This window comes from Corynebacterium auriscanis, from assembly GCF_030408435.1.
GTDB classification, from domain to species: domain Bacteria; phylum Actinomycetota; class Actinomycetes; order Mycobacteriales; family Mycobacteriaceae; genus Corynebacterium; species Corynebacterium auriscanis.
In genome coordinates, this window is the sequence record NZ_CP047046.1 from 674089 (window position 1) to 696751 (window position 22663).

At 56.3% G+C, this 22663-nt stretch carries 14 protein-coding genes; 10 read left to right on the top strand and 4 right to left on the bottom strand.

Translation table 11 applies throughout. The features are described from left to right. The first annotated feature begins 74 nt into the window (after nt 1-74). The 3 genes from CAURIC_RS02795 to CAURIC_RS02805 all read left to right on the top strand — a co-directional run bounded on the left by CAURIC_RS02795 (nt 75) and on the right by CAURIC_RS02805 (nt 8082). The gene (locus CAURIC_RS02795) at nt 75-6248 is read left to right on the top strand and encodes a DUF5979 domain-containing protein (RefSeq protein WP_290183274.1); all 6174 of its coding nucleotides are present in this window, start codon (nt 75-77) and stop codon (nt 6246-6248) included. After that, nucleotides 6245-7225 carry a class C sortase gene (locus CAURIC_RS02800; protein ID WP_052095143.1) on the top strand — a complete coding sequence of 327 codons (981 nt, stop codon included), beginning with the start codon at nt 6245-6247 and terminating at the stop codon, nt 7223-7225. The genes CAURIC_RS02795 and CAURIC_RS02800 overlap by 4 nt, the downstream gene beginning before the upstream one ends. A 206-nt stretch (nt 7226-7431) precedes the next feature. Beyond that, the gene (locus tag CAURIC_RS02805) at nt 7432-8082 is read left to right on the top strand and encodes a vitamin K epoxide reductase family protein (RefSeq protein WP_290183277.1); all 651 of its coding nucleotides are present in this window, start codon (nt 7432-7434) and stop codon (nt 8080-8082) included. A gap of 51 nt (nt 8083-8133) precedes the next feature. On the opposite strand, the gene nadE is transcribed toward CAURIC_RS02805, so the two are convergent. Next, the gene (gene nadE / locus CAURIC_RS02810) at nt 8134-9021 is read right to left on the bottom strand and encodes an ammonia-dependent NAD(+) synthetase (RefSeq protein WP_035115447.1); all 888 of its coding nucleotides are present in this window, start codon (nt 9019-9021) and stop codon (nt 8134-8136) included. A gap of 224 nt (nt 9022-9245) precedes the next feature. Here nadE and ykgO point away from each other — a divergent pair, with 224 nt between their 5' ends. From ykgO to nrdE, 4 genes are all read left to right on the top strand, one after another. Next, complete coding sequence (gene ykgO, locus CAURIC_RS02815; protein WP_005288826.1) at nt 9246-9368, top strand: type B 50S ribosomal protein L36; 123 nt, start codon at nt 9246-9248, stop codon at nt 9366-9368. Nucleotides 9369-10075: 707 nt separating this feature from the next. Then, on the top strand, nt 10076-10306 hold the full coding sequence (nrdH, locus tag CAURIC_RS02820) for a glutaredoxin-like protein NrdH (RefSeq protein ID WP_035115452.1): 231 nt from the start codon (nt 10076-10078) through the stop codon (nt 10304-10306). A 93-nt stretch (nt 10307-10399) separates the two neighbouring features. After that, nucleotides 10400-10843, top strand: coding sequence for a class Ib ribonucleoside-diphosphate reductase assembly flavoprotein NrdI (nrdI, locus tag CAURIC_RS02825; RefSeq protein WP_035115455.1), 444 nt, complete (start codon nt 10400-10402; stop codon nt 10841-10843). A gap of 187 nt (nt 10844-11030) precedes the next feature. Then, nucleotides 11031-13193: a class 1b ribonucleoside-diphosphate reductase subunit alpha gene (nrdE, locus tag CAURIC_RS02830; protein WP_084588230.1), complete on the top strand. Its 2163-nt coding sequence runs from the start codon at nt 11031-11033 to the stop codon at nt 13191-13193. A 379-nt stretch (nt 13194-13572) separates the two neighbouring features. Here nrdE and CAURIC_RS02835 read toward each other — a convergent pair whose 3' ends face one another. Then, nucleotides 13573-14061: a ferritin gene (locus tag CAURIC_RS02835; protein WP_035115459.1), complete on the bottom strand. Its 489-nt coding sequence runs from the start codon at nt 14059-14061 to the stop codon at nt 13573-13575. Between the two features lie 276 nt (nt 14062-14337). Here CAURIC_RS02835 and nrdF point away from each other — a divergent pair, with 276 nt between their 5' ends. From nrdF to serB, 3 genes are all read left to right on the top strand, one after another. Next, nucleotides 14338-15333, top strand: coding sequence for a class 1b ribonucleoside-diphosphate reductase subunit beta (gene nrdF, locus CAURIC_RS02840; RefSeq protein WP_035115462.1), 996 nt, complete (start codon nt 14338-14340; stop codon nt 15331-15333). Between the two features lie 318 nt (nt 15334-15651). After that, complete coding sequence (ctaD, locus tag CAURIC_RS02845; protein ID WP_035115465.1) at nt 15652-17355, top strand: aa3-type cytochrome oxidase subunit I; 1704 nt, start codon at nt 15652-15654, stop codon at nt 17353-17355. A gap of 274 nt (nt 17356-17629) precedes the next feature. Beyond that, on the top strand, nt 17630-18898 hold the full coding sequence (gene serB, locus CAURIC_RS02850) for a phosphoserine phosphatase SerB (protein ID WP_035115585.1): 1269 nt from the start codon (nt 17630-17632) through the stop codon (nt 18896-18898). A gap of 45 nt (nt 18899-18943) precedes the next feature. Here the strand turns inward: serB and CAURIC_RS02855 are convergent, their stop codons facing one another. Together CAURIC_RS02855 and CAURIC_RS02860 are read right to left on the bottom strand one after the other, a co-directional pair. Continuing rightward, on the bottom strand, nt 18944-20527 hold the full coding sequence (locus CAURIC_RS02855) for an AMP-binding protein (protein WP_035115468.1): 1584 nt from the start codon (nt 20525-20527) through the stop codon (nt 18944-18946). Between the two features lie 105 nt (nt 20528-20632). Beyond that, nucleotides 20633-22627 carry an ATP-dependent DNA helicase gene (locus tag CAURIC_RS02860; RefSeq protein ID WP_035115472.1) on the bottom strand — a complete coding sequence of 665 codons (1995 nt, stop codon included), beginning with the start codon at nt 22625-22627 and terminating at the stop codon, nt 20633-20635. Nucleotides 22628-22663 lie beyond the last annotated feature (36 nt).

The following is a 22663-nucleotide window of genomic DNA, read 5'->3' on the forward strand; positions in this document are numbered from 1 at the left end:
AGCCGGGCGAACCCCAACCCCGCAACAAACACCACAAATTATCACCACAGAATAAGCATTCCGAAAGGCGCACAATGGGAATTGAGATCGGAACGAGGCAGCAAGCAAAACCGCTGACGAATACCACTCGAACCGGTGGCGAAACGATTCTTGCACATGCCAGCGGCGCGGGCAGGCGTGTGGCTGTGGCTTTCGTCGCATTTGTGCTGGGCATGACGTTGATGTCCGTTCCCGAGGTGCCGTTTGTGCCGGATCCGCCACAAGCCGACGCACAGACGGGAAACACGGCGGCGCCTTCGGTATCGCGGCTCCCTAACAACATGGGTAACTGTAACTTTCGCGCCGGTGATGGCCCCTCAGCGGCTTGGGCCAAGCAATTGTGCTGGATCGATATGTCCAAAAATGGCGCAAACTTTAACTGGGCCAACGGGGAGCGGGTGACCAGAAAAATCGGCCGGTACACCCTCGCGTTCACCGCGAAGGTTAATTATGGGCCAGCGGACCGCTTGACAGCTCAAGATCAGTCATGGGCGAACGCAGCTTTTGGCAATTCCAAAGATGGCGTACGAACATTCACCAAATATGGTGACGATACCTCTAAGCCATTCCTGTTTGGCAATATGGGTCTTCTAGGTTACAACTTCATTCGTTTTTCCCTAGAAAATATCACGTTGGTAGATGAACGCGGGGTGAATGTTCCAAATTTCCGAATCATGATGGCAGATGCGGAAGCAACCACGGAATCGGGCGTGGCCGATGAAATGATCAGTATGGAAAACCGCGAGGGCAACGTGGAACGCCTTACAAGAATCACACCATCTGGGTTTTCCGACGCGTGTAATGGGATTTACGGGCCAGCAAATGAGCCAGCGAACTGGGGCGCCGCCGGTTCCAATTTTCGTGATTTCGTTTGTTTCTCGGATAAGGGGGCAGCTCAAACGCCGGGTACGTTCCTAGCTAGTGCTGCAAACCCGAAGAACATTGATTTCGCACTGGGATCGTCCACGTCAGGCAGCCAGGCGATAGCCTTGGCCATCAATATTGGCCGTGTAGCCGGGTCAGTCTCTTCTGATACAGCCTATGAGCAGGCCGTTACCGGCCAAGCCACGAAATTCGATATCACCGCTGCCACCCGACAAAACAATGTTGAGAATCCCATTCCTCTGCCGGCAGGCGATTACACGACGGCCACCCGAATTCCCGCCGCTGGCACTACTGGAAACGTAGTGGATGATTACGTTTTCCGTTCCAAAGCCACTGGCACCGATGCATCCAAGGCATTTAGCCGGTACAACCCAGTGTGGACGTGCACGATTGGTGACTCCGCACCGGTGACCATTAAAGAGGGAGCTGTTCCTAATGGTTACTCGCTAATCAAGAACCAAACAGCTTTCACCAGCGAGCTGGTGGTCGCAGAACGCAGGAATGATCCCACTAACTGCCAGGTCGATTGGCAACCGAAATTCCAGGCTTCCAACTTGCAACTGTCAAAAAGTGTTAACGGTACGGCCGCGCTATTCGATGAAGTGCAGTTGCGGACGTTCCAGCTGAACTACAAGTGCACCGATATCAACCAGTTCAGCTCCGCCTACCCCGATGTGAAACTCACGGGGAGCAAGGTGCTGCAAAAGGGGCAAAGCGCAACGGTTCCTAATTTGCCCTTGGGAACCACGTGCACGATTAATGAAACTTTCCCGGATGGTGCCGCTCCCGCTCGTCCCGGTAAGAAACTGACGTTGACGTGGAATACTGGAACGGCTTCAGGTGACCCTTTGCCGACCACAACACAAACGCTAGAGCAATCTACTGTTTCAGTGCGTGCCAACAACCAATACGATTACCGAGCTGGAGTACTGCACTTTTCTAAAGAACTGAGTGGGGATCCCGTTGGAGACTTCGCCTACCCGCGCCAATACGACTTCGAATTGACGTGTGACGGCACAACGGTGAAGAACCGTCACATTTCATTGAGCATAAATCGCCAGGGCAGTGGCGTACCCGCGGGCGCCACAGATATTACGGATATCCCCGTTGAGCGCGATTGCTGGTTGAAACCGCTCACTGGTTTGAGTGCGCAGGAAAGCGCCCGTATTAAATTCGACGGCCGCGAAGTGACGTATGCCGGTAAACCCGTTAGTGCGGACGCGGAAGGCGCTTATCATTTCCGTTTGCCGGATTACGCCGAAGGGAGCGCTCCCACGCAGGCGGATCTGCACATCAATGCGAAGTATTCCTACCAGCTGCGCGATGTCAAGGTATTTAAGGAACTGGCGGGCAATGCCGCAGCCTCCCCGGACCTGAAGGGCAAAGCTTTTCCTGTTCAGTACCGGTGTACATGGGGTGGAACGAACAACCCGCAACAGCGTGAGGGAACACTCGATGTCGTAACACTCGATACTGGAGTGCCCGCTCGGATTAAAAGCATTCCCGTAGGAGCGCGGTGTTTGATTTGGGAGCAGGACACGCCAGAGTTTCGGAACGTAAAACTCACGAGCACGGAACTAACGTTCGCAGATCCTGGGGATAACATCACCACTTTGACCAATGAACAGGCAAAGGCAACGCCGATCATCACGGTGAATACCGATTCATCGGACAGCCAGAATGTCGTCCATGTTCGTAATACCTTCGAACCGAAGCTGGGCAAGGTTCAGTTGAACAAGGCAGTGAATCGGAACGGATTGTCGGTGAATCTGCCGTCGGAGTACCGGTTTGATTTCGATTGTGGTCCCCGCTCCGTCACACGCGCGAACGGCCAGGTTCTGTTCGTTCCTCTGACCGGATCCGTTACGGTCTCTGAGGGTGGAACGGTGCCACTACGGATGAATCTCAATGACCCGGAATTACAAGCACTCGTCAATGATCAAGACGGTAATTTGGGAGTGCCATACGGGAATGAGTGTGTATTCAGTGAGAAAGCACCGAACCTAGGCGTCACGGGTGTTTTGTGGTCGACCGATGCCGACGGGGCAACGTTTAATGTTTCCCAACCGGATGAGACCCGCACAATCACTAATGATTACACCGCCGTTGGCGATGGTCTTTTGATCTCTCAACAGTCCGGTTCCAGTAAGGCCTTCGCGCGGCGTGTGGCTTACACCGTGTCCTGTACCGCGTCCGATGGGGAAGCCCTAGATCTGGGTGAGTTCGCCCGGATCGAATTGGGAGATGATCCAACGACAGCAGTTGTGGAAGAAACGTCGGTAATTATCCCTGCTGCGATGGTGCCCGCAGGCAGCACCTGTGACATTGCCGAGGCAGGCCGGGATCCAGGAACCCGACCGAAACTCAATGGCCAGCAAGGTGATTTCCCGATTGACCGTGACTCCACCGTCACCACATTGGATGAAAACGTGACGGGCGAGCCGCAGGTCTTTAACGACCTCGCACCTATCCGGAAGCGTGTGGACGTGGGAACCCAATCCTCGGTTCTCATCAGCCACGATTACGACTTCATATACACGAATATCACCGGTACCAAATCCGTGGAATTCGATGGCGGTTACATTTCCCCAGCCCGTCAAGAGGTTAAGCGGAATCGCCAGTTCAATGTTTCTATCTCTTGCCTATTGCCGGATAGTGCTGATACGCCTACGACCGACTCTGGTGTAGTTTCTGCCTCCACATCACTAGATTTTGGTGCTTTCCCCGTGGGATCGGACTGTTCTGCAACTGAGGGGGCAACAACGACTGCAGCTGGTATTTCGGTGAAGCAGGAAGTGTCTGCCAATGGAGCGCCTAAAACTGAAAAGAAGCAGGAATTCGATGTGGCCCGTGGAGAAAACACGATTGCGTTTACGAATACGTATTCGCGCCGGCTGTCCGACGTGAAACTGAATAAGATTGCCCGTTTGCCCGCAGCGGTTGAGGAGCAATACAAGGCAGCCGGGAAAACGCCCGGTTTCTACACGCACACATTTGATATGGACTGTCGTGACCCCGAAACCGGAGATGGCTCCCAAGGATTCCTGCTGGGCACCTTCACCGGCACCATCACAGGTCCCGGAACCACCACCTTTAAGGGAGTGCCGGTCGGTGCTGATTGCCACATTCGTGGCGATAAGTTTGGTGACCTCAACCTGGAGCTGGAGGACAAGGACGGTACCTTGTTGAAGGCAACGCTACGGCCGCGCCAGGTCAGCTGGGTCGTGGACCAAAACGACGGTACGGCTTTGATAGACAAGGACTTGGCCGACGGTATTACCGAATCGCAATATTTCCTCACCGTCGACGGCGGGGCGGATGGCCAGGTGAATAACGTAGTGGATTTGACGAACTATTATGAATACGTCACCACCAAGATCAAAATGTCGAAGGCGGTCATTGGGCGCCAAGGGGATCTGGATTTGTTGAACCCACGGCAGGAATTTGATTTCACCATGCAGTGTAAGGGCGTGGGTTACCAGTACTCCGAACTGGCGTCAGATGGCAAGCGCATTGAGAATGCCATCTTCTTGAATAATGGTTTCACGGGCTATGCCGACGCAGGAAACGGTAGTGTTTCGCGCACCTACACATCGCCGGAAGTAGCCGTGCCAGCAGGTGCCTTCTGTACATTTGAAGAAACGCCCCCAAGGGGGACACCTCAGGAATTGCAGGTGAGCGTCGCGAAGCCGAAAATCGCCAAATACGCTGGATCGACTGAAGATGCTCCCGTGGAATCGTGGGATTTCGTTAATCGGTACGAGCGCCGTACGACTCCGGTGAGGGTCAGCATCAACCAAACTGGATACCTGCAAGGAATCGATCCGAATGGTTACACCGCCAAGTTCACGTGTAAGGATCCGCAAGGTAGTACGTTCACCAAGACGATGACCACGGCAGAAACCCCGGTTGGTGCATCGGTAGCAACCGCTGCCCCCGCTCCAGGTGGATTCATTGTGGATTTGCCGGTGGGCGTGGATTGCACCATGGATCTCACCGATAGCCCCGCACTCGCTCCGCGTACGCAACTAGCGGTAACGGCGGGAGCCCGAACCCCGGCAACCCAGTTCAACTCATGGATTAGGGATGCTGCTGGCGAGGGAGCTCCGTCGACACCATTGTCGAGGATCGCGCCCGCAACGGTGACCGAGGCCCAGAAGAACCGTCAGTACACGTTCAACGTTCCCGCGGACTTGTCGTCCACGGAAACGGAACTAGTTGTTGGCGCGGAAAACCACAACTTCCGCGGCGTGGCGGATGTGACGTTCACCAAGACCTCAGCAGGTAATGCCGGAGAAGGCGCAACGTTCGAATTCCAGCAAACGTGCTCGCAGAATGACCCGACATTTACGCTGAAGACGGGTGAGAGTCGGACGTTCACGTCCGTGCCCATTGACTCGCCATGCTTTGTTCAGGAAACCAACGATGGTGTTGCAGAATCGAATCCCATCCTCAACGTGACTCAACATGGCGCGCGTATCGCTAATCCCACAGTGGAACAAGCACCTGCACCGGCACCGGCGCCTGGCGAACCGTTGGAGGAGAACCTGCGAAGAGTCAATTTCAACGTGATGCCGGTTGAGTCGGCCACCGACCTGTCTACCCAGGGTGCCGAGTGGTCTCTCACTGCACAGAACAGCTTCCCGGGTGTGCAGGTCGATAAGAAGATCGACGGTTCGCCCATTAGCTCTATCACGGGAGCAGTGGCGGATACCGCGGTTCTTCCAGATGATGCCACATCGATGAGGATGCACTACACCATCACGAACACAGGCGCACAATCCCTGAGCGGCTTCGCGCTCAAAGATCCATCGCTTGCTGGGCGGAAGATTACCAATACCGCGGGCACTACCCTCACAGTCCCAGACTCAGGGGTTATCGATCCAGGGTTCTGCCAGCTGGCCACCTTGCAACTTGCCAGCGGTAACGCGCACGAGTGCGTTTTTGACGTGGAGATTACCGAACCCACGGACTCGTTCTTCAGCTACCGGGGTGAGGTGACGGTCACCGCGAATGCCAGCGATGAGGCCGGCGCAGTCTCCAGCACGGACACGTATGGTGCAATCCGTTTGCAGAAGGCCATCGGTTGGATGCTGCCGGATACGGGTGCACAGACGTTGTTGATTGTCATTCTGCTGGGCCTCCTCGCCCTAGCTTATGGTCTCTACCGTTACTTCCGACGCCGCGACGATGACGAGGGCGAGGAATTTGCGGACAACGGTCCCATCGACCCAGATAGCAATGACAACCTCGACAACGCCGGTGCCGCGTCACAGTGGAATGACGGTCTGGATTCCCAACAGGGTTACGATGGGCAGCGATGACCACTGATTTCCCGGATGCGCACGCTCGGGCCCCGCATGAGGGGCTCGGCGTAGCGCAGCCCAAGCGGAAGAAGCGGAAAGCGGGTAAGCGCCGGCGAGATCTCTTTTGGATCTTGTTGGGCGTGGTGATCTTGCTATATCCGCTCGTCGCCACGCTGTATAACGACTGGCAGCTCAACAACCAGGCGCAGAAGTATTCCCAAGATGTGGAGAGCATCAAACCCCCGCAGCTCACGGAGCACTATCTGCAGCAAGCGCGGGAATACAATGCTTTCTTGGCGCGGCAAGGTCACCACGCGCGCCCAGCGCGGCAAGGGGATGAGGGCTTTGATCGTTACATGAGCACCCTCAACCCTCCCGAGACAGGCGGGGTGATGGCGAGGCTTCGGATCCCGGCCATTGATGTGGACTTGCCGGTGTATCACACGACGAATTCCAGCGTGCTGTACAAGGGCGTGGGCCACATGTATGGCTCTGATTTGCCGGTTGGTGGAGATGGAACAAACTCCTTGCTATCGGCCCACACCGGGATGGTCAACGCATCCATGTTCGATAATCTCCGCAAACTCAAAGATGGTGATGAAGTGTTTGTGGAAGTGATGGGCGAGAAGCTGAAGTACAAGGTGCACGGCCAGAAGGTGGTGAAACCAGAGCAATGGCAGCAGGTCACCTACGAAAAAGGCAAAGACAAGCTGACCATGGTGACATGTACCCCCTATGGCATCAATACCGATCGTTTGCTGGTTAACGCCGAGAGGGTGCCGATGGATAACCCCAATGAACCAGCCGACAAGTGGAGACCGGTGCTGTCCTGGTGGATGATTGTGGACCTCATTGTTATCGCACTCGTTCTTCTTTTAGTGGGATGGCGAGAGTTCGGAGCGCGGCGTCGGAAAAAGAAAAAACAACAGCTGAAGAATCAAGGAGACAAAGGCCACAGGCCATTCGGGCTGAACTACCTAGGACGGCAAGGGTGATGGCGGTAAACTCTGTGGCAGATATCCCCTTCTAACCGTCCACTACTAACTGTCCTTCACAGACCCCGCGCTGTCGTTGACTACACAAATGCGAAAAACGCGCTGAAGCTCCATCGGCATCGGCCTATTCGCTGTCACGAGCAAGACGTAGTTGGGAGCATGGCGTGCGGGACCGTTAGCGAGGAGCAGGAGACCGAAAGTTTGCCATGACTGAAACACCAGCCGCCGCAGTGGCCACAAACACCGCACCCACGGCTTCCAGTGCCCCCGCCACCACCTTGGATCGCTCGGCACGGGGACTGCCCGCCTCGCGTGGTTTTGCCATCCTCATGTTGGTCTTGGCCGCGATTGGTCTGTGGTTTTCCACCCTGATCATGTACGACAAGATCAAGTTAGTCTTGGATTCCAGCTTTACCCCTGCCTGCACCTTAAACGATGTGGTGTCGTGTTCCGACGTGATGGCTTCCAGCCAAGCCAGTGCCTTTGGGTTTCCGAACCCCTTTATCGGCATGATCGGCTTCCCTGTGGTGATGACTATCGCCGTGGTGTTGCTGGTGGGCGCCCGTTTGCCGCGGTGGCTGTGGTGGAGCGTTGTCGTGGGGCTGGGCCTAGCTGTTGTCTTCGTCCACTGGCTGGCCTTCCAAGCGATCTTCAACATTGTGGCTCTGTGCCCTTGGTGCATGGTCGTGTGGTCGGTCACCCTGCCACTGTTTGTCATGTCGCTGACACATACGGTTCGTCAGTCTCGACGCCAACGCGGTCAACCCACCGCGGAAGGCATTGGGGTGCCGCTGGCCATCACCCTCGTGTGGTACGTGGGCTTTGCCGCGGTTATCGCTATGCAGTTTCTGATGTAGTTGACTAAATGGGAATTCCCGGGCGAGCCGTTAGTTAACGGGGTTCCACTGCTACTCCCTCCACCACGTGTCATGAGGTGTGGCGGGTGTGGTGCGCTTATGACGGGATGTGAACCACAAGTGCTCGATTCTTGCTGCCGCCTCATCGGAGACTCCCTCGCCTTGCAAGTAGGCATCGATGTCGGTGTATCGCACACCGAGGGCTTCCTCATCGGGCAGCGCTGGTCGGTCTTCTTCTAGATCGGCAGTGGGGACTTTCTTCCACGTCGTCTCGGGCGCGTCCAATTCACGCAGCATCGCCGCTCCTTGGTTCTTCGTGAGGCCTGCTAGCGGAACTACGTCGGCAGCGCCGTCACCGTGTTTGGTGTAAAACCCAGTAACGGCTTCGGCGGCGTGATCGGTGCCGATGACCAACAATCCGCGTTGTCCCGCGATGGCGTACTGCGCGATCATGCGCTGCCGAGCTTTCACGTTGCCCTTGTTGAAATCGGTGATGTTGTCGATATCCAAAGCAGTAGCCGTAGCCGCCGCCATCGCATCTGTGGAGTCTTCGATATTGACAACAACTGATTCGCTTGGCTGAATGAACTGCAAAGCAATCTGTGCATCGTCCTCGTCGGCCTGCACGCCATAGGGGAGGCGGACAGCTATAAAAGTTGCTGGTGTGGGGGAGGAAGGATCGGTGTGTGGATCTGCCTCCGCCCACCCGGCTTGTTCCTCGTTGAATTGTTCCACTGCCATCTGAGCCAGCTTTCCCGCCAGCGTGGAATCCTGTCCGCCCGAGATGCCCAACACGTAACCCTTGGCGCGAGTCTTTTTTAGGTAGTCGACCAGAAACTTCACCCTAGTGGTGATTTCTTGGGCGGGTTCAATAGTTGGGCGGGTGTGAAGTTCCTCGATAATTCGCCTTTGAAGAGGGCGGGGGTCAGTGGTGGACATTGTGTAACCTTTCGGCGAGAGAACAATCGGGCCCGTGGCTCCGGTTTTGGATTATGTCAGGCTATCGCGTAATATCATCGCTTGTGTTTGTGCTGAACACCTTAGCGCACACCGGAGCTACCTTTCATAGTGGTAAGCCCCGTCGCGGTTCCCGAAACCCCTTGTGAGTTGTAGTTGGAACTGGGTGTTGAGCTGAAAGTCGTCGATGAAGAAAGGAGCGCCCGATGAAGGTCCGCAAGTCCCTTCGGTCGCTGAAGAACAAGCCGGGCGCCCAGGTCGTTCGTCGCCACGGTAAGGTCTACGTGATCAACAAGAAGGATCCACGCTTCAAGGCTCGTCAGGGCTAAGTGAATTCTTGGACAGTCCGTTTTACGGGATGTCTTTCTGCCTCCGCTGTGAGGCTTGAAACTCTCGTCACACTCGCAATGGGTGTGGCGAGAGTTTTTGTTTACTGGGGGCTGGTGGGGGTGACTGGATAATGAGGCAGAGATAGTGGGAGGGGTGATGGCTGTGTGCTGGTGGGTGTGGTGACTGGGTAATGGGGCAGAGGTAGTGGGAGAGGGGTGACTGGGTAATGAGGCAGAGGTAGTGGGAGAGGGGTGACTGGGTAATGGGGCAGAGGTAGTGGGAGAGGGGTGACTGGGTAATGAGGCAGCGACAGTGGGGGGTGGATGCTGGTGAAGGTGTGCGGCGGGTGAGGTTGCCATGGGCCGGAATTACAAGAATGTTTTTCTTAGTTCAATATGTAGTGGCGCGGCTGATATGCCACCTGCGAATTCCCTCGTTGTAACTACTATATGTAGTATTTATTCCGTGTAATTACCCCAAAATATTGTGGTGAATGAGTTGTGTGGTTGCCGAGGGACGTGTAGTCTCGGACAAGTCAGCGCGACAGCGAATAGAGGGCGCAGTGCAACACAGCGCCCAGCGGGGAGAACGCCTTGACTCCCCGGATGGATGCGGCGATGAGCCGCTCGTTCTATTAGCTCGCGCAGGACCATTGACCAGTAGTGCATAGAGTCGCAGCCACGCCCAACCAGGAGAACCACACGTTATGATCACCGTCTACACCAAGCCAGCATGTGTTCAGTGCAAGGCCACCACGCGCGCCCTTGATAAGGCGGGCCTCGAGTACGTTCTCGTGGATATCAGTCTCGACGATGAGGCTCGGGATTACGTAATGGCTTTGGGGCACCTGCAGGCTCCAGTGGTTGTATCCGGTGACGCACACTGGTCCGGGTTTCGACCAGATCGGATTCGCACCCTAGCTGCCGAGGCTGCCTAGCGCTTCAGACCTCGGGAGTTGTACCCCGGGGTAATTCAACGCCCCCAGCCTTACGCAGGCTGGGGGCGTGAACTAGTAGCGGAGAAAAAACCCATGCTTATTACGTACTTTTCGTCAACGACGGAAAACACCCACCGCTTCGTGCAGAAACTGAAACTACCCGCCAAGCGCATCCCGTTGCGGCGAAACGAACAACCTTTGATTGTTGCGGAACCCCATGTGCTTATCGTGCCCACATACGGTGGTGGAGCGGGAATGACACAGGATCTCAATCGGCCCGTGCCCAAACAAGTGATCCACTTCCTCAACAACGAGAACAACAGGAATCTGCTGCGGGGAGTGATTGCCGCCGGCAACCTGAACTTTGGAGCCGACTTCGGTAAAGCGGGCGATGTCATCTCCGCCAAATGCCGAGTGCCCTACCTCTATCGTTTTGAGCTCATGGGAACTGATCATGATGTACAACGGGTGCGTGAGGGTTTAGCCGAATTCGAAGCATCACTGCGAAACGAAGGGCGCTGGGAACAGAGCGCCTAATGGACAGCCTCGATCGGGTGCAGCGGGGCGTCGAGATAAAAAGCAGGTCACAAGACCAAAAGCATCCAACAATTGGTGAGTGGAACGAATGTCGGGAAACTTGCCTAAACTAGCCAAAGTACAAGCGCACGCGCGAAAGCCGGCACCGGCCGGCGACCCACAGAGCGTGCATAGAGGAGAGGTTTTCATGACGACGAGCGAAGTTGGTAAGACCGTAGCCGAGCCGGTCAGTGCATCGGAGCAGCTGGATTACCATGCGCTAAACGCCATGCTGAACTTGTACGACAAGGATGGAAACATCCAGTTCGACAAGGACCGGGAAGCAGCCAACCAATTCTTCCTGCAGCACGTGAACCAGAACACGGTATTTTTCCACGACTTGCAGGAAAAACTGCACTACCTCGTGGAAAACAAGTACTACGATAAGGCCGTTTTGGATCACTACGACTTCCCATTTGTGAAGTCACTGTTTAAGCGCGCTTACGCGAAGAAGTTCCGTTTCCAGTCCTTCTTGGGTGCCTACAAGTACTACACCTCCTACACGCTAAAGACCTTCAACGGTAAGCGCTATTTGGAGCGTTTCGAAGACCGCGTGTGCATGGTTGCCCTAGGGCTTGCGGCAGGCGATCGTGACCTGGCGGAAAGCCTGGTGGATGAGATCATGGATGGGCGCTTCCAGCCTGCGACTCCCACGTTCTTGAACATTGGTAAAGCACAGCGAGGCGAACCCGTTAGCTGTTTCTTGCTGCGTATTGAGGACAACATGGAGTCCATTGGTCGCTCCATTAACTCCGCATTGCAGCTTTCCAAGCGCGGTGGTGGCGTGGCCCTGCTGCTCAGCAATATTCGTGAGGCCGGTGCGCCGATCAAGCACATTGAAAACCAGTCCTCCGGCGTGATTCCAGTCATGAAGCTTCTGGAAGATGCGTTCTCCTACGCCAACCAGCTGGGTGCACGCCAAGGCGCAGGTGCTGTGTACCTGCACGCCCACCATCCGGATATCCTGCGCTTCCTGGACACCAAGCGCGAGAATGCGGACGAGAAGATCCGCATCAAGACCCTCTCGCTGGGCGTAGTGATCCCGGACATCACATTCGAGTTGGCGAAGAACAACGACGATATGTACTTGTTCTCCCCATACGATGTGGAGCGCATTTATGGCAAGCCTTTTGCCGACGTTCCAATCTCTGAGCATTACGAGGAGATGGTGGAGGATCCACGGATTCGCAAGCAGAAGATCAACGCTCGACAGTTCTTCCAGACGTTGGCCGAGATTCAGTTCGAATCGGGTTACCCGTACATTATGTTCGAGGACACCGTGAACCGTGCTAACCCAATCCAGGGACGCATCACGCACTCCAATCTGTGTTCCGAGATTCTGCAGGTCTCCACCCCGTCGGTGTTTAATGCCGATTTGACGTACGAGACCATCGGCGACGATATTTCTTGCAACTTAGGCTCTCTGAATATCGCGAAGGCAGTGGATAGCCAGGACTTCTCGAAAACCATCGAGACCGCTATTCGCGGGCTGACCGCCGTGGCGGACCAGACCAGCATCGATTCCGTGCCATCTGTGCGACAGGGCAATGATCACTCGCACGCCATCGGCTTGGGTCAGATGAACCTGCACGGGTTCCTTGGTCGCGAGCACATTCACTATGGCTCAGAAGAAGCATTGGACTTCACCAACGTGTACTTCGCTGCGGTGATGTATGAAGCCCTCAAAGCCTCGAATGCGATTGCGAAAGAGCGTGGCGAGTCCTTCAAGAACTTTGAGAACTCCGATTACGCATCGGGTGAGTTCTTCGATCGCTACGATCCGGCGGAGTTCCAGCCCACCACCGAGCGCGTACGGGAAATCATCGATAACTCCAGCATCCAGGTGCCGTCTGCCGAGGACTGGGCCGCACTGAAGAAGGCTGTGCAGGAGTATGGGCTATATAACCGTAACCTGCAGGCAGTGCCCCCTACAGGATCGATTTCCTACATCAACAATTCCACGTCCTCTATTCACCCGATTGCCTCCAAGATTGAGATTCGTAAGGAAGGCAAGATCGGGCGCGTGTACTACCCGGCACCGTATATGACGAACGAGAACTTGGATTACTACCAGGATGCGTACGAGATCGGATTCGAGAAGATCATCGATACGTATGCCGTGGCCACCAAGTACGTGGACCAGGGACTGTCCCTGACATTGTTCTTCAAGGACACCGCAACCACGCGTGACATCAACCGTGCTCAGATTTACGCATGGCGTAAGGGCATCAAGACGATCTACTACATCCGCCTGCGCCAAACCGCGCTGGTTGGTACCGAGGTTGAAGGCTGCGTAAGCTGCATGCTGTAAAGGCGGTATGTACTGCAAGGTTTGAACTGGCCGAATGGGGTCTCAAGAGCCCTAGGGGCGCGGTTAACGCCGAGCGCCCTAGTGCTGGCCGCTTCAGGTGCTGGCCGTCTCAGGTCGTGCCGACAGTAACGAAAAAGGGGAGCAATTCGGGAAAGAATTGCTCCCTTTTTTGGGAGTTATAGGGCGCACTCACTGCAGCGGGGCCCTGTTATTCAGCTGGCTCGCTGCCGCTAGGTCAGCGCTTGTTCAGTTCTGGCGCTCGGCTAGCTTGCCACCGAGCGGTAGGCGCTCGCCCAGCTACAGGGTTTTAGCGCTCGCCCAGTTCTGGCACTCGGCTAGCTTGCCACCGAGCGGTAGGCGTTCATCCAGCTGCAGGGTTTTAGCGCTCGCCCAGCTCGGAATCGATGCGCAACAGTCCGGAGCCCTCGTTGCCGGCCAGCTTGATGCGGTCGATGATCTCGCTCACGGTGGACTCTTCCTCAATCTGCTCGCTGAGGAATGCATTGAGCAGTGAGCGGGAATCGATGTCGTTCACCTCGTCGGCAGTATGAGCCAGGTCCCGGATCATTCCGGAAACCTTCTTTTCGTGCTCGAGTGCGGCCTCAAACGCGTCTAGGGGAGTGGAGATCTTGATCGTTGGCATCTCGATGGTCTCGATATCCACGCGGGCATCGCGGTCCAACAGATGGCTCGCAAAACGCTGCGCATGCTCGCGTTCCTCGGCGGCCTGGGCAAACATCCAGTTACGCATGCCGGGGAAAGACAGGCGATCCAGCTCGTAAGCCAGCTGGGTGTACACCAATGCAGCTTGGTGCTCAGCGATTACTTGGTCATTCAATTGCTTCTGGAACTTCTCGTTAATACTCATGTAATCGAAGATACAAGCACTTTCACCACCGCGCTAGCAATATAAGCCTATCCTTCCCCGCCACACCATAAGGCTTACCTAATAATTCGGTGTTCTCATTTCTCTTCTTCTACTCGACGCCGCCCTCCCCGCCAACGGCCAAAACCGGAGCGCAAAAACGTGCGCAGCGCGGAGATTACGGAGCCTCGCCTGACGGTGAGATGCGTCTCTCGGCACCCCGCAACTCTTGGGCTAGAGTGGGGGAGCAATGACAATTGAGTAAGGAGTCCAGAGAATATGGGTGCGCATGAACCCCACTCCCCGGCCCGTAGGGTAGAGGGCGATCCAATCTCGGCCATCAACTGGAACAGCATTCCGGATGATAAGGACCTTGAGGTATGGGACCGACTGACGGCAAACTTCTGGTTGCCTGAAAAGGTGCCGCTGTCCAATGACGTGCAGAGCTGGGGAACCCTCAACGAGATTGAGCGGCAAACCACGATGCGTGTGTTTACTGGCTTGACGATGCTGGACACCATCCAAGGCACCGTCGGCGCCGTGCGCTTGATAGCTGATGCCCAAACCATGCATGAAGAAGCCGTCTTCACCAATATCTCCTTCATGGAGAGCGTTCACGCAAAGTCGTACTCGTCGATCTTCATGACCCTGGCCAGCACGCCGGAAATCAATGATGCTTTCCGTTGGTCTGAGGAAAATGAACATCTGCAGTCCAAGGCTAAACTCATGCTGGACTTCTACGACGGTGAAGACCCACTCAAGCGCAAGATCGCATCGGTGCTGTTGGAGAGCTTCCTGTTTTACTCTGGTTTCTATCTGCCGATGTACTGGTCCTCGCACGCTAAGCTGACGAATACTGCGGACATCATTCGATTGATTATTCGCGATGAGTCCGTGCACGGTTACTACATCGGTTACAAGTATCAGCGTGCCCTCGAGCAAGAGAGCGAGGAGCGTCGGGAGGAACTCAAGGAGCACACCTTCGATCTGTTGCTGGAGCTCTACGACAACGAAGCGCAGTACACCGAGGATCTGTACGACGAGCTTGGTTGGACGGAGGACGTTAAGCGATTCTTGCGTTATAACGCGAACAAGGCCTTGAATAACCTTGGCTATGAGGGGCTGTTCCCAGCGGATGAGACCCGGGTTTCCCCGGCGATCCTGTCTGCCTTGAATCCCGGTGGAGACGAAAACCACGACTTCTTCTCGGGCTCCGGATCTTCCTACGTTATCGGTAAGGCTGAAAACACTACCGATGATGACTGGGACTTCTAAGCACACAGCAAAAACCAGCGCCCTGTGAATTCCGGTGACTGGCCCTTCGGGCCGGCGCCGGTATTTGTGATTTTTCCCACGTTTTGACATTTTGCGAGTCAAAATTGCAAGAAACCACCGTCAAGTCACCCCCGAAAACGTGGGGAGCGGGGGCTGCCCCCACCGGCTGGGCTATTGAAATATGCCTAAACGGGCTAATATAAAGCCATTCCTGCGACTAATGGCTGGTATTGACGAGACTAAGCCAGTCCGCGGAAAGATGATTCTTAAGGAGCTACCCCGGCAAAGGGAGTAGCTCCGCTAAGTCAGGAGGAACGAATGACCGCAGTAGCGCCACGGGAGGGCCACCAAGTAGTCGCCCCCACCCGGCCTGCTCCGCTTTCGGATCAAGCAAGTCGTGGTCACATGGCATGGAAGATGCTGACCACCACCGACCACAAGTTGTTGGGCATCATGTATCTGATCATGGCGTTCACCTTCTTCCTTATCGGTGGCTTGATGGCATTGCTGATCCGTTTGGAGCTTTTCCACCCGGGAATGCAATTTGTCTCTAACGAGCAGTTCAACCAGCTGTTCACCATGCACGGCACGATCATGCTTCTGCTGTACGGTTCGCCAATGGTGTTCGGCTTCGCTAACTACATCATGCCCCTGCAGATTGGCGCGCCAGACGTGGCGTTCCCGCGTCTGAACTCTCTGGGCTTCTGGCTGACCACCGCCGGTGGCGTTATCATGATCTCCGGCTTCCTGACTCCAGGCGGCGCGGCTGACTTCGGCTGGACCATGTACTCCCCACTCTCTGATGCGATCCACTCTCCAGGCGTTGGTTCTGACCTGTGGATCTTGGGTGTTGGTGTCGGTGGTGTGGGTACCATTGCTTCCGCAATTAACATGATCACCACCATCCTGTGCCTCCGCGCACCAGGTATGACCATGTTCCGCATGCCAATCTTCACGTGGAACATCTTGGTTACCTCCCTGCTGGTTCTGTTGATCTTCCCACTGCTGGCTGCTGCTGCCCTGGGTGTTTTGTACGACCGCAAGCTCGGTGGCCATATCTATGACCCTGCTAACGGTGGCACTATCTTGTGGCAGCACCTGTTCTGGTTCTTCGGCCACCCAGAGGTTTACGTTCTGGCTCTGCCGTTCTTCGGTATCGTTTCCGAGATCTTCCCAGTGTTCTCTCGTAAGCCAATGTTCGGTTACGTAGGCTTGGTCTTCGCAACTCTGTCCATTGCTGCGCTGTCCATGGCCGTGTGGGCTCACCACATGTTCGTCACCGGCGCTGTGCTGTTGCCATTCTTCGCCTTTATGACCTTCTTGATCGGTGTTCCAACCGGCATGAAGTTCTTCAACTGGCTGGGCACCATGTGGGGCGGCCGCTTGACGTTCGAAACGCCAATGATCTTCGCCATCGGCTTCTTCGCTACCTTCCTCTTCGGTGGTCTGACCGGTGTCATGTTGGCATCCCCAGCACTGGACTTCCACGTCTCCGATACCTACTTCGTGGTTGCCCACTTCCACTACACCCTGTTCGGCACCGTGGCCTTCGCATCCTTCGCCGGCATTTACTTCTGGTTCCCGAAGATGACCGGTCGCATGCTGGACGAGAAGTTGGGCAAGCTCCACTTCTGGCTGACCATGATCGGATTCCACACCACCTTCCTGATCCAGCACTGGGCTGGTAACGCAGGTATGCCACGTCGTTACGCTGACTACCTGCCAACCGACGGGTTCACCGTGTACAACCAGGTATCCACCATCGGCGCGATCATCCTGGCCATCTCGGTCATCCCATTCGTGTGGAACATCTTCAAGTCCTACCGCTACGGCGAGGTCGTGACCGTTGACGATCCATGGGGTTACGGCAACTCTCTCGAGTGGGCTACCTCTTGCCCTCCTCCACGCCACAATTTCACCTCCATGCCTCGCATCCGCTCCGAGCGCCCAGCGTTCGAGCTGCACCACCCACATGTGGTCAAGCGCTTGCGCGACGAGGCACACGTCGGCCGTCACTTCTAATCGGCTCTTTTTCCTCCGACGCCCCGCCGTCCCAACCGGTCACCAACCGGATTGGGGCGGCGGGGTTCCGCTATGTGCAAAGGGGCTGCTGAAAACACACCTAGACTCACAGCTCTGCTTGTTGGAATGGTTGAATAGGGGAGTGACGATTCCAGCTGATTCCCCTTTAAACCCTTTCAATGCCTCCACCGATAATGCGGTAGATGACAGCGCGGAGCGCAGCCCGCGCCCAGCCGCGCGAACGGAGGATACTGCCACGGCGGGATCTTCCCACGTGCTTTTTGAGGACTGTATAACCGAGACCCTCTCGGAAAATCTCGTACCCGCAGTGGTTACCGTCGTGGGTCCGGATCGTCCGGGTGTCACCGCGGGATTCTTCCGCGTGTTGACTTCTTACAACGTGCAACTGCTCGATATTGAGCAATCGGTGTTCCGCGGCAACCTTTCGCTCGGAGCCCTAGTGGGGGTGGCGACGGAAGACATTGCACCCATGTCGTCTGGTCTGGAGCAAACCCTCGATGCCTATGGGATGCGTGTCAGTGTGGAAGCTGATCGGGATGTATCCTCCACCCGTCCGCATTCGACCCACGTCATGGTGGTTTTGGGTCGCCCGCTCACCGCAGCACACATTTCCCGGATTGGCCAAACCTTGGCTGACTACGATGCCAACATCGATACCATCAGCGGGATTGCTGATTACCCCGTGACCGGTGTGGAATTCAACATCACCGTGGCAAACCCCGCACCGGGCGGTGGCGTTCCACTTCGTAAGGCGCTGGCCACGCTCACTCACGAAATCGGTGTTGATATCGCTATTGAGCGCGCTGGCCTTGCCCGCCGATCTAAGCGGCTCATTTGTTTTGACGTGGATTCCACGCTCATTCAACACGAGGTCATAGAGATGCTGGCGGCTTATGCCGGAAGGGAAGCCGAGGTCGCGGAAGTTACTGAACGCGCGATGCGGGGTGAGCTGGATTTTGCTGAGTCGTTGCACGAGCGGGTTAAGGCTCTGGCTGGGTTGGATGCCAGCGTGATTGATCGCGTTGCACGTGACATTCAATTGACTCCCGGAGCGCGTACTACGATCCGTACCCTCAAGCGCTTGGGATACAAGGCGGGCGTGGTATCCGGCGGATTTATCCAAGTAATTGAACCCCTAGCGCGCGAGCTCGACTTGGACTTTGCCCGGGCTAATACCCTGGAGATCATCAACGGAAAGCTCACGGGCCGGGTGATTGGGCCGGTGATTGATCGTAAGGCAAAAGCAGAAAGCCTCAAGGAATTCGCGTGGTCCAATGGTCTGCAGCTCAACCAAACGGTGGCGGTGGGCGACGGGGCCAACGATATCGACATGCTTTCCACGGCGGGACTGGGCATTGCGTTTAATGCCAAGCCCGCCTTGCGTGATGTCGCGGATACGTCAGTGAACCAGCCGTTCCTAGACCAGGTGCTGTTTATCCTGGGTATCTCTCGCCACGAAATCGAGGATGCGGATCTTCGCGACGGCACGTACCGCCGCGTCCCCCTAGAATCCCAGGACTAGGGCAGGTGCGAGACTTTGCCAGGTTCGCACCCCTAGGGTGCCGTGTTACTTCGCCTCGCGGGCCCGCAATTCTCGTCGCAGAATCTTGCCTGTCGCGCTCTTAGGGATCTGGTCAATAAACTCCACTGCGCGCACCTTCTTGTACGGTGCCACGCGAGCGGCCGTGTAGTCCATGATGTCTTCTGCAGTTAGAGTTTTGCCGGGCTGCAGAACAACGAACGCCTTGGGGATTTCCTCCCCGTCATCGCGCACTGTACCTACGACGGCAACATCGGCAACCTGTGGGTGGCCCAGCAACAGGGCTTCTAGTTCAGCTGGTGGTACCTGGTAGCCCTTGTACTTAATGAGCTCCTTGAGGCGATCCACGATAAACACGTTGCCGGTCGCATCTTGACGCGCCAAGTCACCCGTGCGGAGCCACTTATCTTCAGTGAGCGTCGCAGCGGTTTGTTCTGGTTTGTTGAGGTAACCAACCATGACTTGCGGACCGCGGACCCAAAGTTCGCCGACTTGCTGCTCGATCACCCCATCACCTTCGGTCGGAGCCCCAATTTCCTCCAGCGACTCCACGTCCACAATCATGTATTCCGTGTTGGCCGCAACGCGCCCCACGGACCCGCGGTTGTTGGCTTTATCTAGGTTGGCGAACACCAGCGGGGAAGTCTCGGTGAGGCCGTATCCCTGTTGCATGTGCACACCCAGGCGCTTCTCCACGGCGAGCGCGAGCTCCTCGTCAAGTGTGGCAGCACCACTGAAGAAAGCGCGCAGAGATGAAAGATCGTAATTATCCACCGCTGGGTGCTTGCTCAATAGCACAGCGATTGGCGGGGCGATGAAAGTAAACGTGACCTTAAATTTCTGGTGTGCCTCGAGGAAGGATTCCAAGCTGAAACGCGGTACTGTTACTAACGTCGCCCGTGCGGACAAAGTGGCATTCGCCAGCGCGGTCAAACCGTAGATATGGAAAAACGGCAACACACCGAACACCACATCGTCGTGCTTGACGAGCTCAATATCGGCTGCCTGCTGCAGGTTAGAAACCAGCTGCAGGTGGGTCAGCTTCACCCCCTTGGGTAGCCCGGTGGTGCCCGACGAGTAGGGCAGGACCGCCAAATCGTTGTCCCGGTCGATCGTGACCTGGGGTGGCGTCCTGCGCTCCGCCAGCATCTGCTGCAGCCCCTGCGCTGTATCCAAGGTGACTATATCGTCTTCCCTCAGGCCCCCGAGCTTGCCGCCCTCGATACCGGACTCACCCAGTGCGGCCACGGTCAGCAGCAACTTGGCGCCCGAGTCTTGCATCTGTTCGCCGATAGACTGGGGCGTCGCCAAAAGAGAAACCGGAGACATGACGGCCCCAAGGCGCCAGATTGCGTGCGTGGCAACGATGAACGCAAGCGAATTAGGGCAATGAAGACCAACCACGTCTCCTTTACTGATTCCCTTATGCGCCAGCCACCCCGCTGCTGAATTGACAAAGAATTTCAGCTGCGCGTACGTAGTTTCCGACCCATCGGCCACGTCAATAATGGCAATGCGGTCTTCGTCATCGGGGGATAGAGACCCGTAGAGGTAGTCGTAAAGACCGCCTTCGAAAAGCTCTAAGTCCGGGCGTTCGCTGTTCACGGGCATAGGTTGGACTCCTGTCGCGGTGTGGGAAACATCTCGGTATCGCAGGCGCGAATAACGTAAATGCTACCGAAGAAGCAATGTTTCCATGGGGAAACAACAAAAGCTTTAGTCCGCGACTAACCGCCGTAGGGCCTTCTTGACGACGGTGCCGTTGGATGTCTCCCAGAATCCGGGCATGGATGCTCGGATATAAGAGCCGTAACGCGCGGTTGCTAAACGCGAATCCAACACGGCCACTACACCGCGGTCGGTCGTCGACCGCAATAGCCGACCGGCCCCCTGCGCCATGAGCAGCGCAGCGTGGTTGGCCGCGACTTCCATAAAACCGTTGCGCCCGGCGCTATCGGCTGCTTCCTTGCGAGCTTGCCGCAAGGGATCGTCCGGGCGGGGAAATGGGATGCGATCCATGATCACGAGCGACAAGCTGCGCCCGGGAACATCCACTCCTTGCCACAGCCCCAGAGTGCCGAACAAACAGGTGGATTCATCCTCGCGAAATTGCTCCACGAGGGCCGAGAGGGAATCTTCCCCTTGAAGCAGAATTTTGTGGGGAACAACTGAGCGCAATCTATTGGCCATCTCCTCGGCTGCGCGCCGGGAACTAAACAATCCCAAGGTCCGTCCGCCGGCGGCGTTGATCAGTTGGGCGACTTCATCAACGGCTTCATCGCTTACACCGCTGCGCCCGGGAGGCGGCAAATGCTGTGCGACGTATAAAATTCCGTGCTTCGCGGCATCGAAAGGGGTTCCCACATCCAGCGTGCGGGCCTTTCTGCCGATTCCCCACGCGTTGAGCATGGCATTGAACTTCCCGCCCAAGGCGAGGGTGGCGGAAGTCAGAACCACTGTCGCGGATCCGAACAGTTTCTGCCGCAGTAGATCGGCAACGCTCAAGGGCGCCACTCTCACGATTTTGCGCTCGTTATCGTTGGACAGCCACACTACGTCCTCTCCGATCAGGTCTTCGCTGGTGGTGGCTGTCGTTTCGTTTTGAGCGTGGGCGTTGAGGATACGCACACACGTATCGTTCAGCTCCTCCGTCGCGACAAGGATGGCCAGTCGTTCCGCTGCTTTGGCGGGATCGTTTGCAAATTCACCAGCGGGAATCTGGTTGATTTTTCGATTCGTGGACCACGCGGCGTCGCGTAAAGAAGTAAGGGCAGGTTCCAAGCCTGAGGGAACAGACGTCCAACGGCCAACTGCTGATTCGTCATTAAGTACGGCGGCTTCGAGGGCATTGACCCATTCATCACCGGCCTCCTTGAGCTCAGCGCCCGCATCGTCGGGGCCGATCTTGCCTGCACGTTTAGCCAAAATCGCCACCGCCGTGCCCGAAAGCTCTGCTGTGGCAACGTTGGTGATGCGCCCCTCCAGCTCGTGGGCCTCATCGACAATGACGGCTTCGTGCTCGGGCAACACGGAACTCTCGGACAGTGCGTCAATGGCCAGCAGTGCATGGTTGGTGACCACGATGTCCGCTTCTTGCGCGCGGGATTTGGCCTGTTCGGCGAAGCACAACTTGCCGAAGGGGCAGCGGGTGGCGCCGATGCACTCACGGGAGGTAACGGATACTTGACGCCACGCTCGGTCTGACACACCTTTGTCTAGGTTGTCGCGGTCCCCATCCTCAGTTTCCTGCGCCCATTCGTGCAGGCGAGCAACTTGTCGGCCGGTAGCTGAGACCTCGCCAGGGTCCAGCAGAGCGGCTTCTTCGCTTTCGGTTGTGCTTGGAGCCGCATTGACCTTGTTGAGGCACAGGTAATTGTTGCGACCTTTCAGGATCGCGAATTCCAACGGACGAGGCAGCATATCCTCGATGGCTTTGGCCAAACGTGGCAGGTCGCGTTCCACCAGCTGGCGTTGCAGTGCGATGGTCGCGGTGGAGACCACCACGGGCAACCCCTTGTCCGTAGCGTGGATTGCGGCAGGAACTAGGTAGGCAAATGATTTACCGGTGCCCGTTCCGGCTTGGACAGCGAGATGATGGTTGGATTCCAAGGCATCTGCCACCGCTTGGGTCATGCGCGTTTGCCCCTCGCGGGGCTGACCACCGAGTTCTTCGATGGCCGCTGCCAGTACGTCCTCTGAGGATGTGAGCAAAACTCTCCTTCTCGCTTGCGCCGATCGTCTAATCGT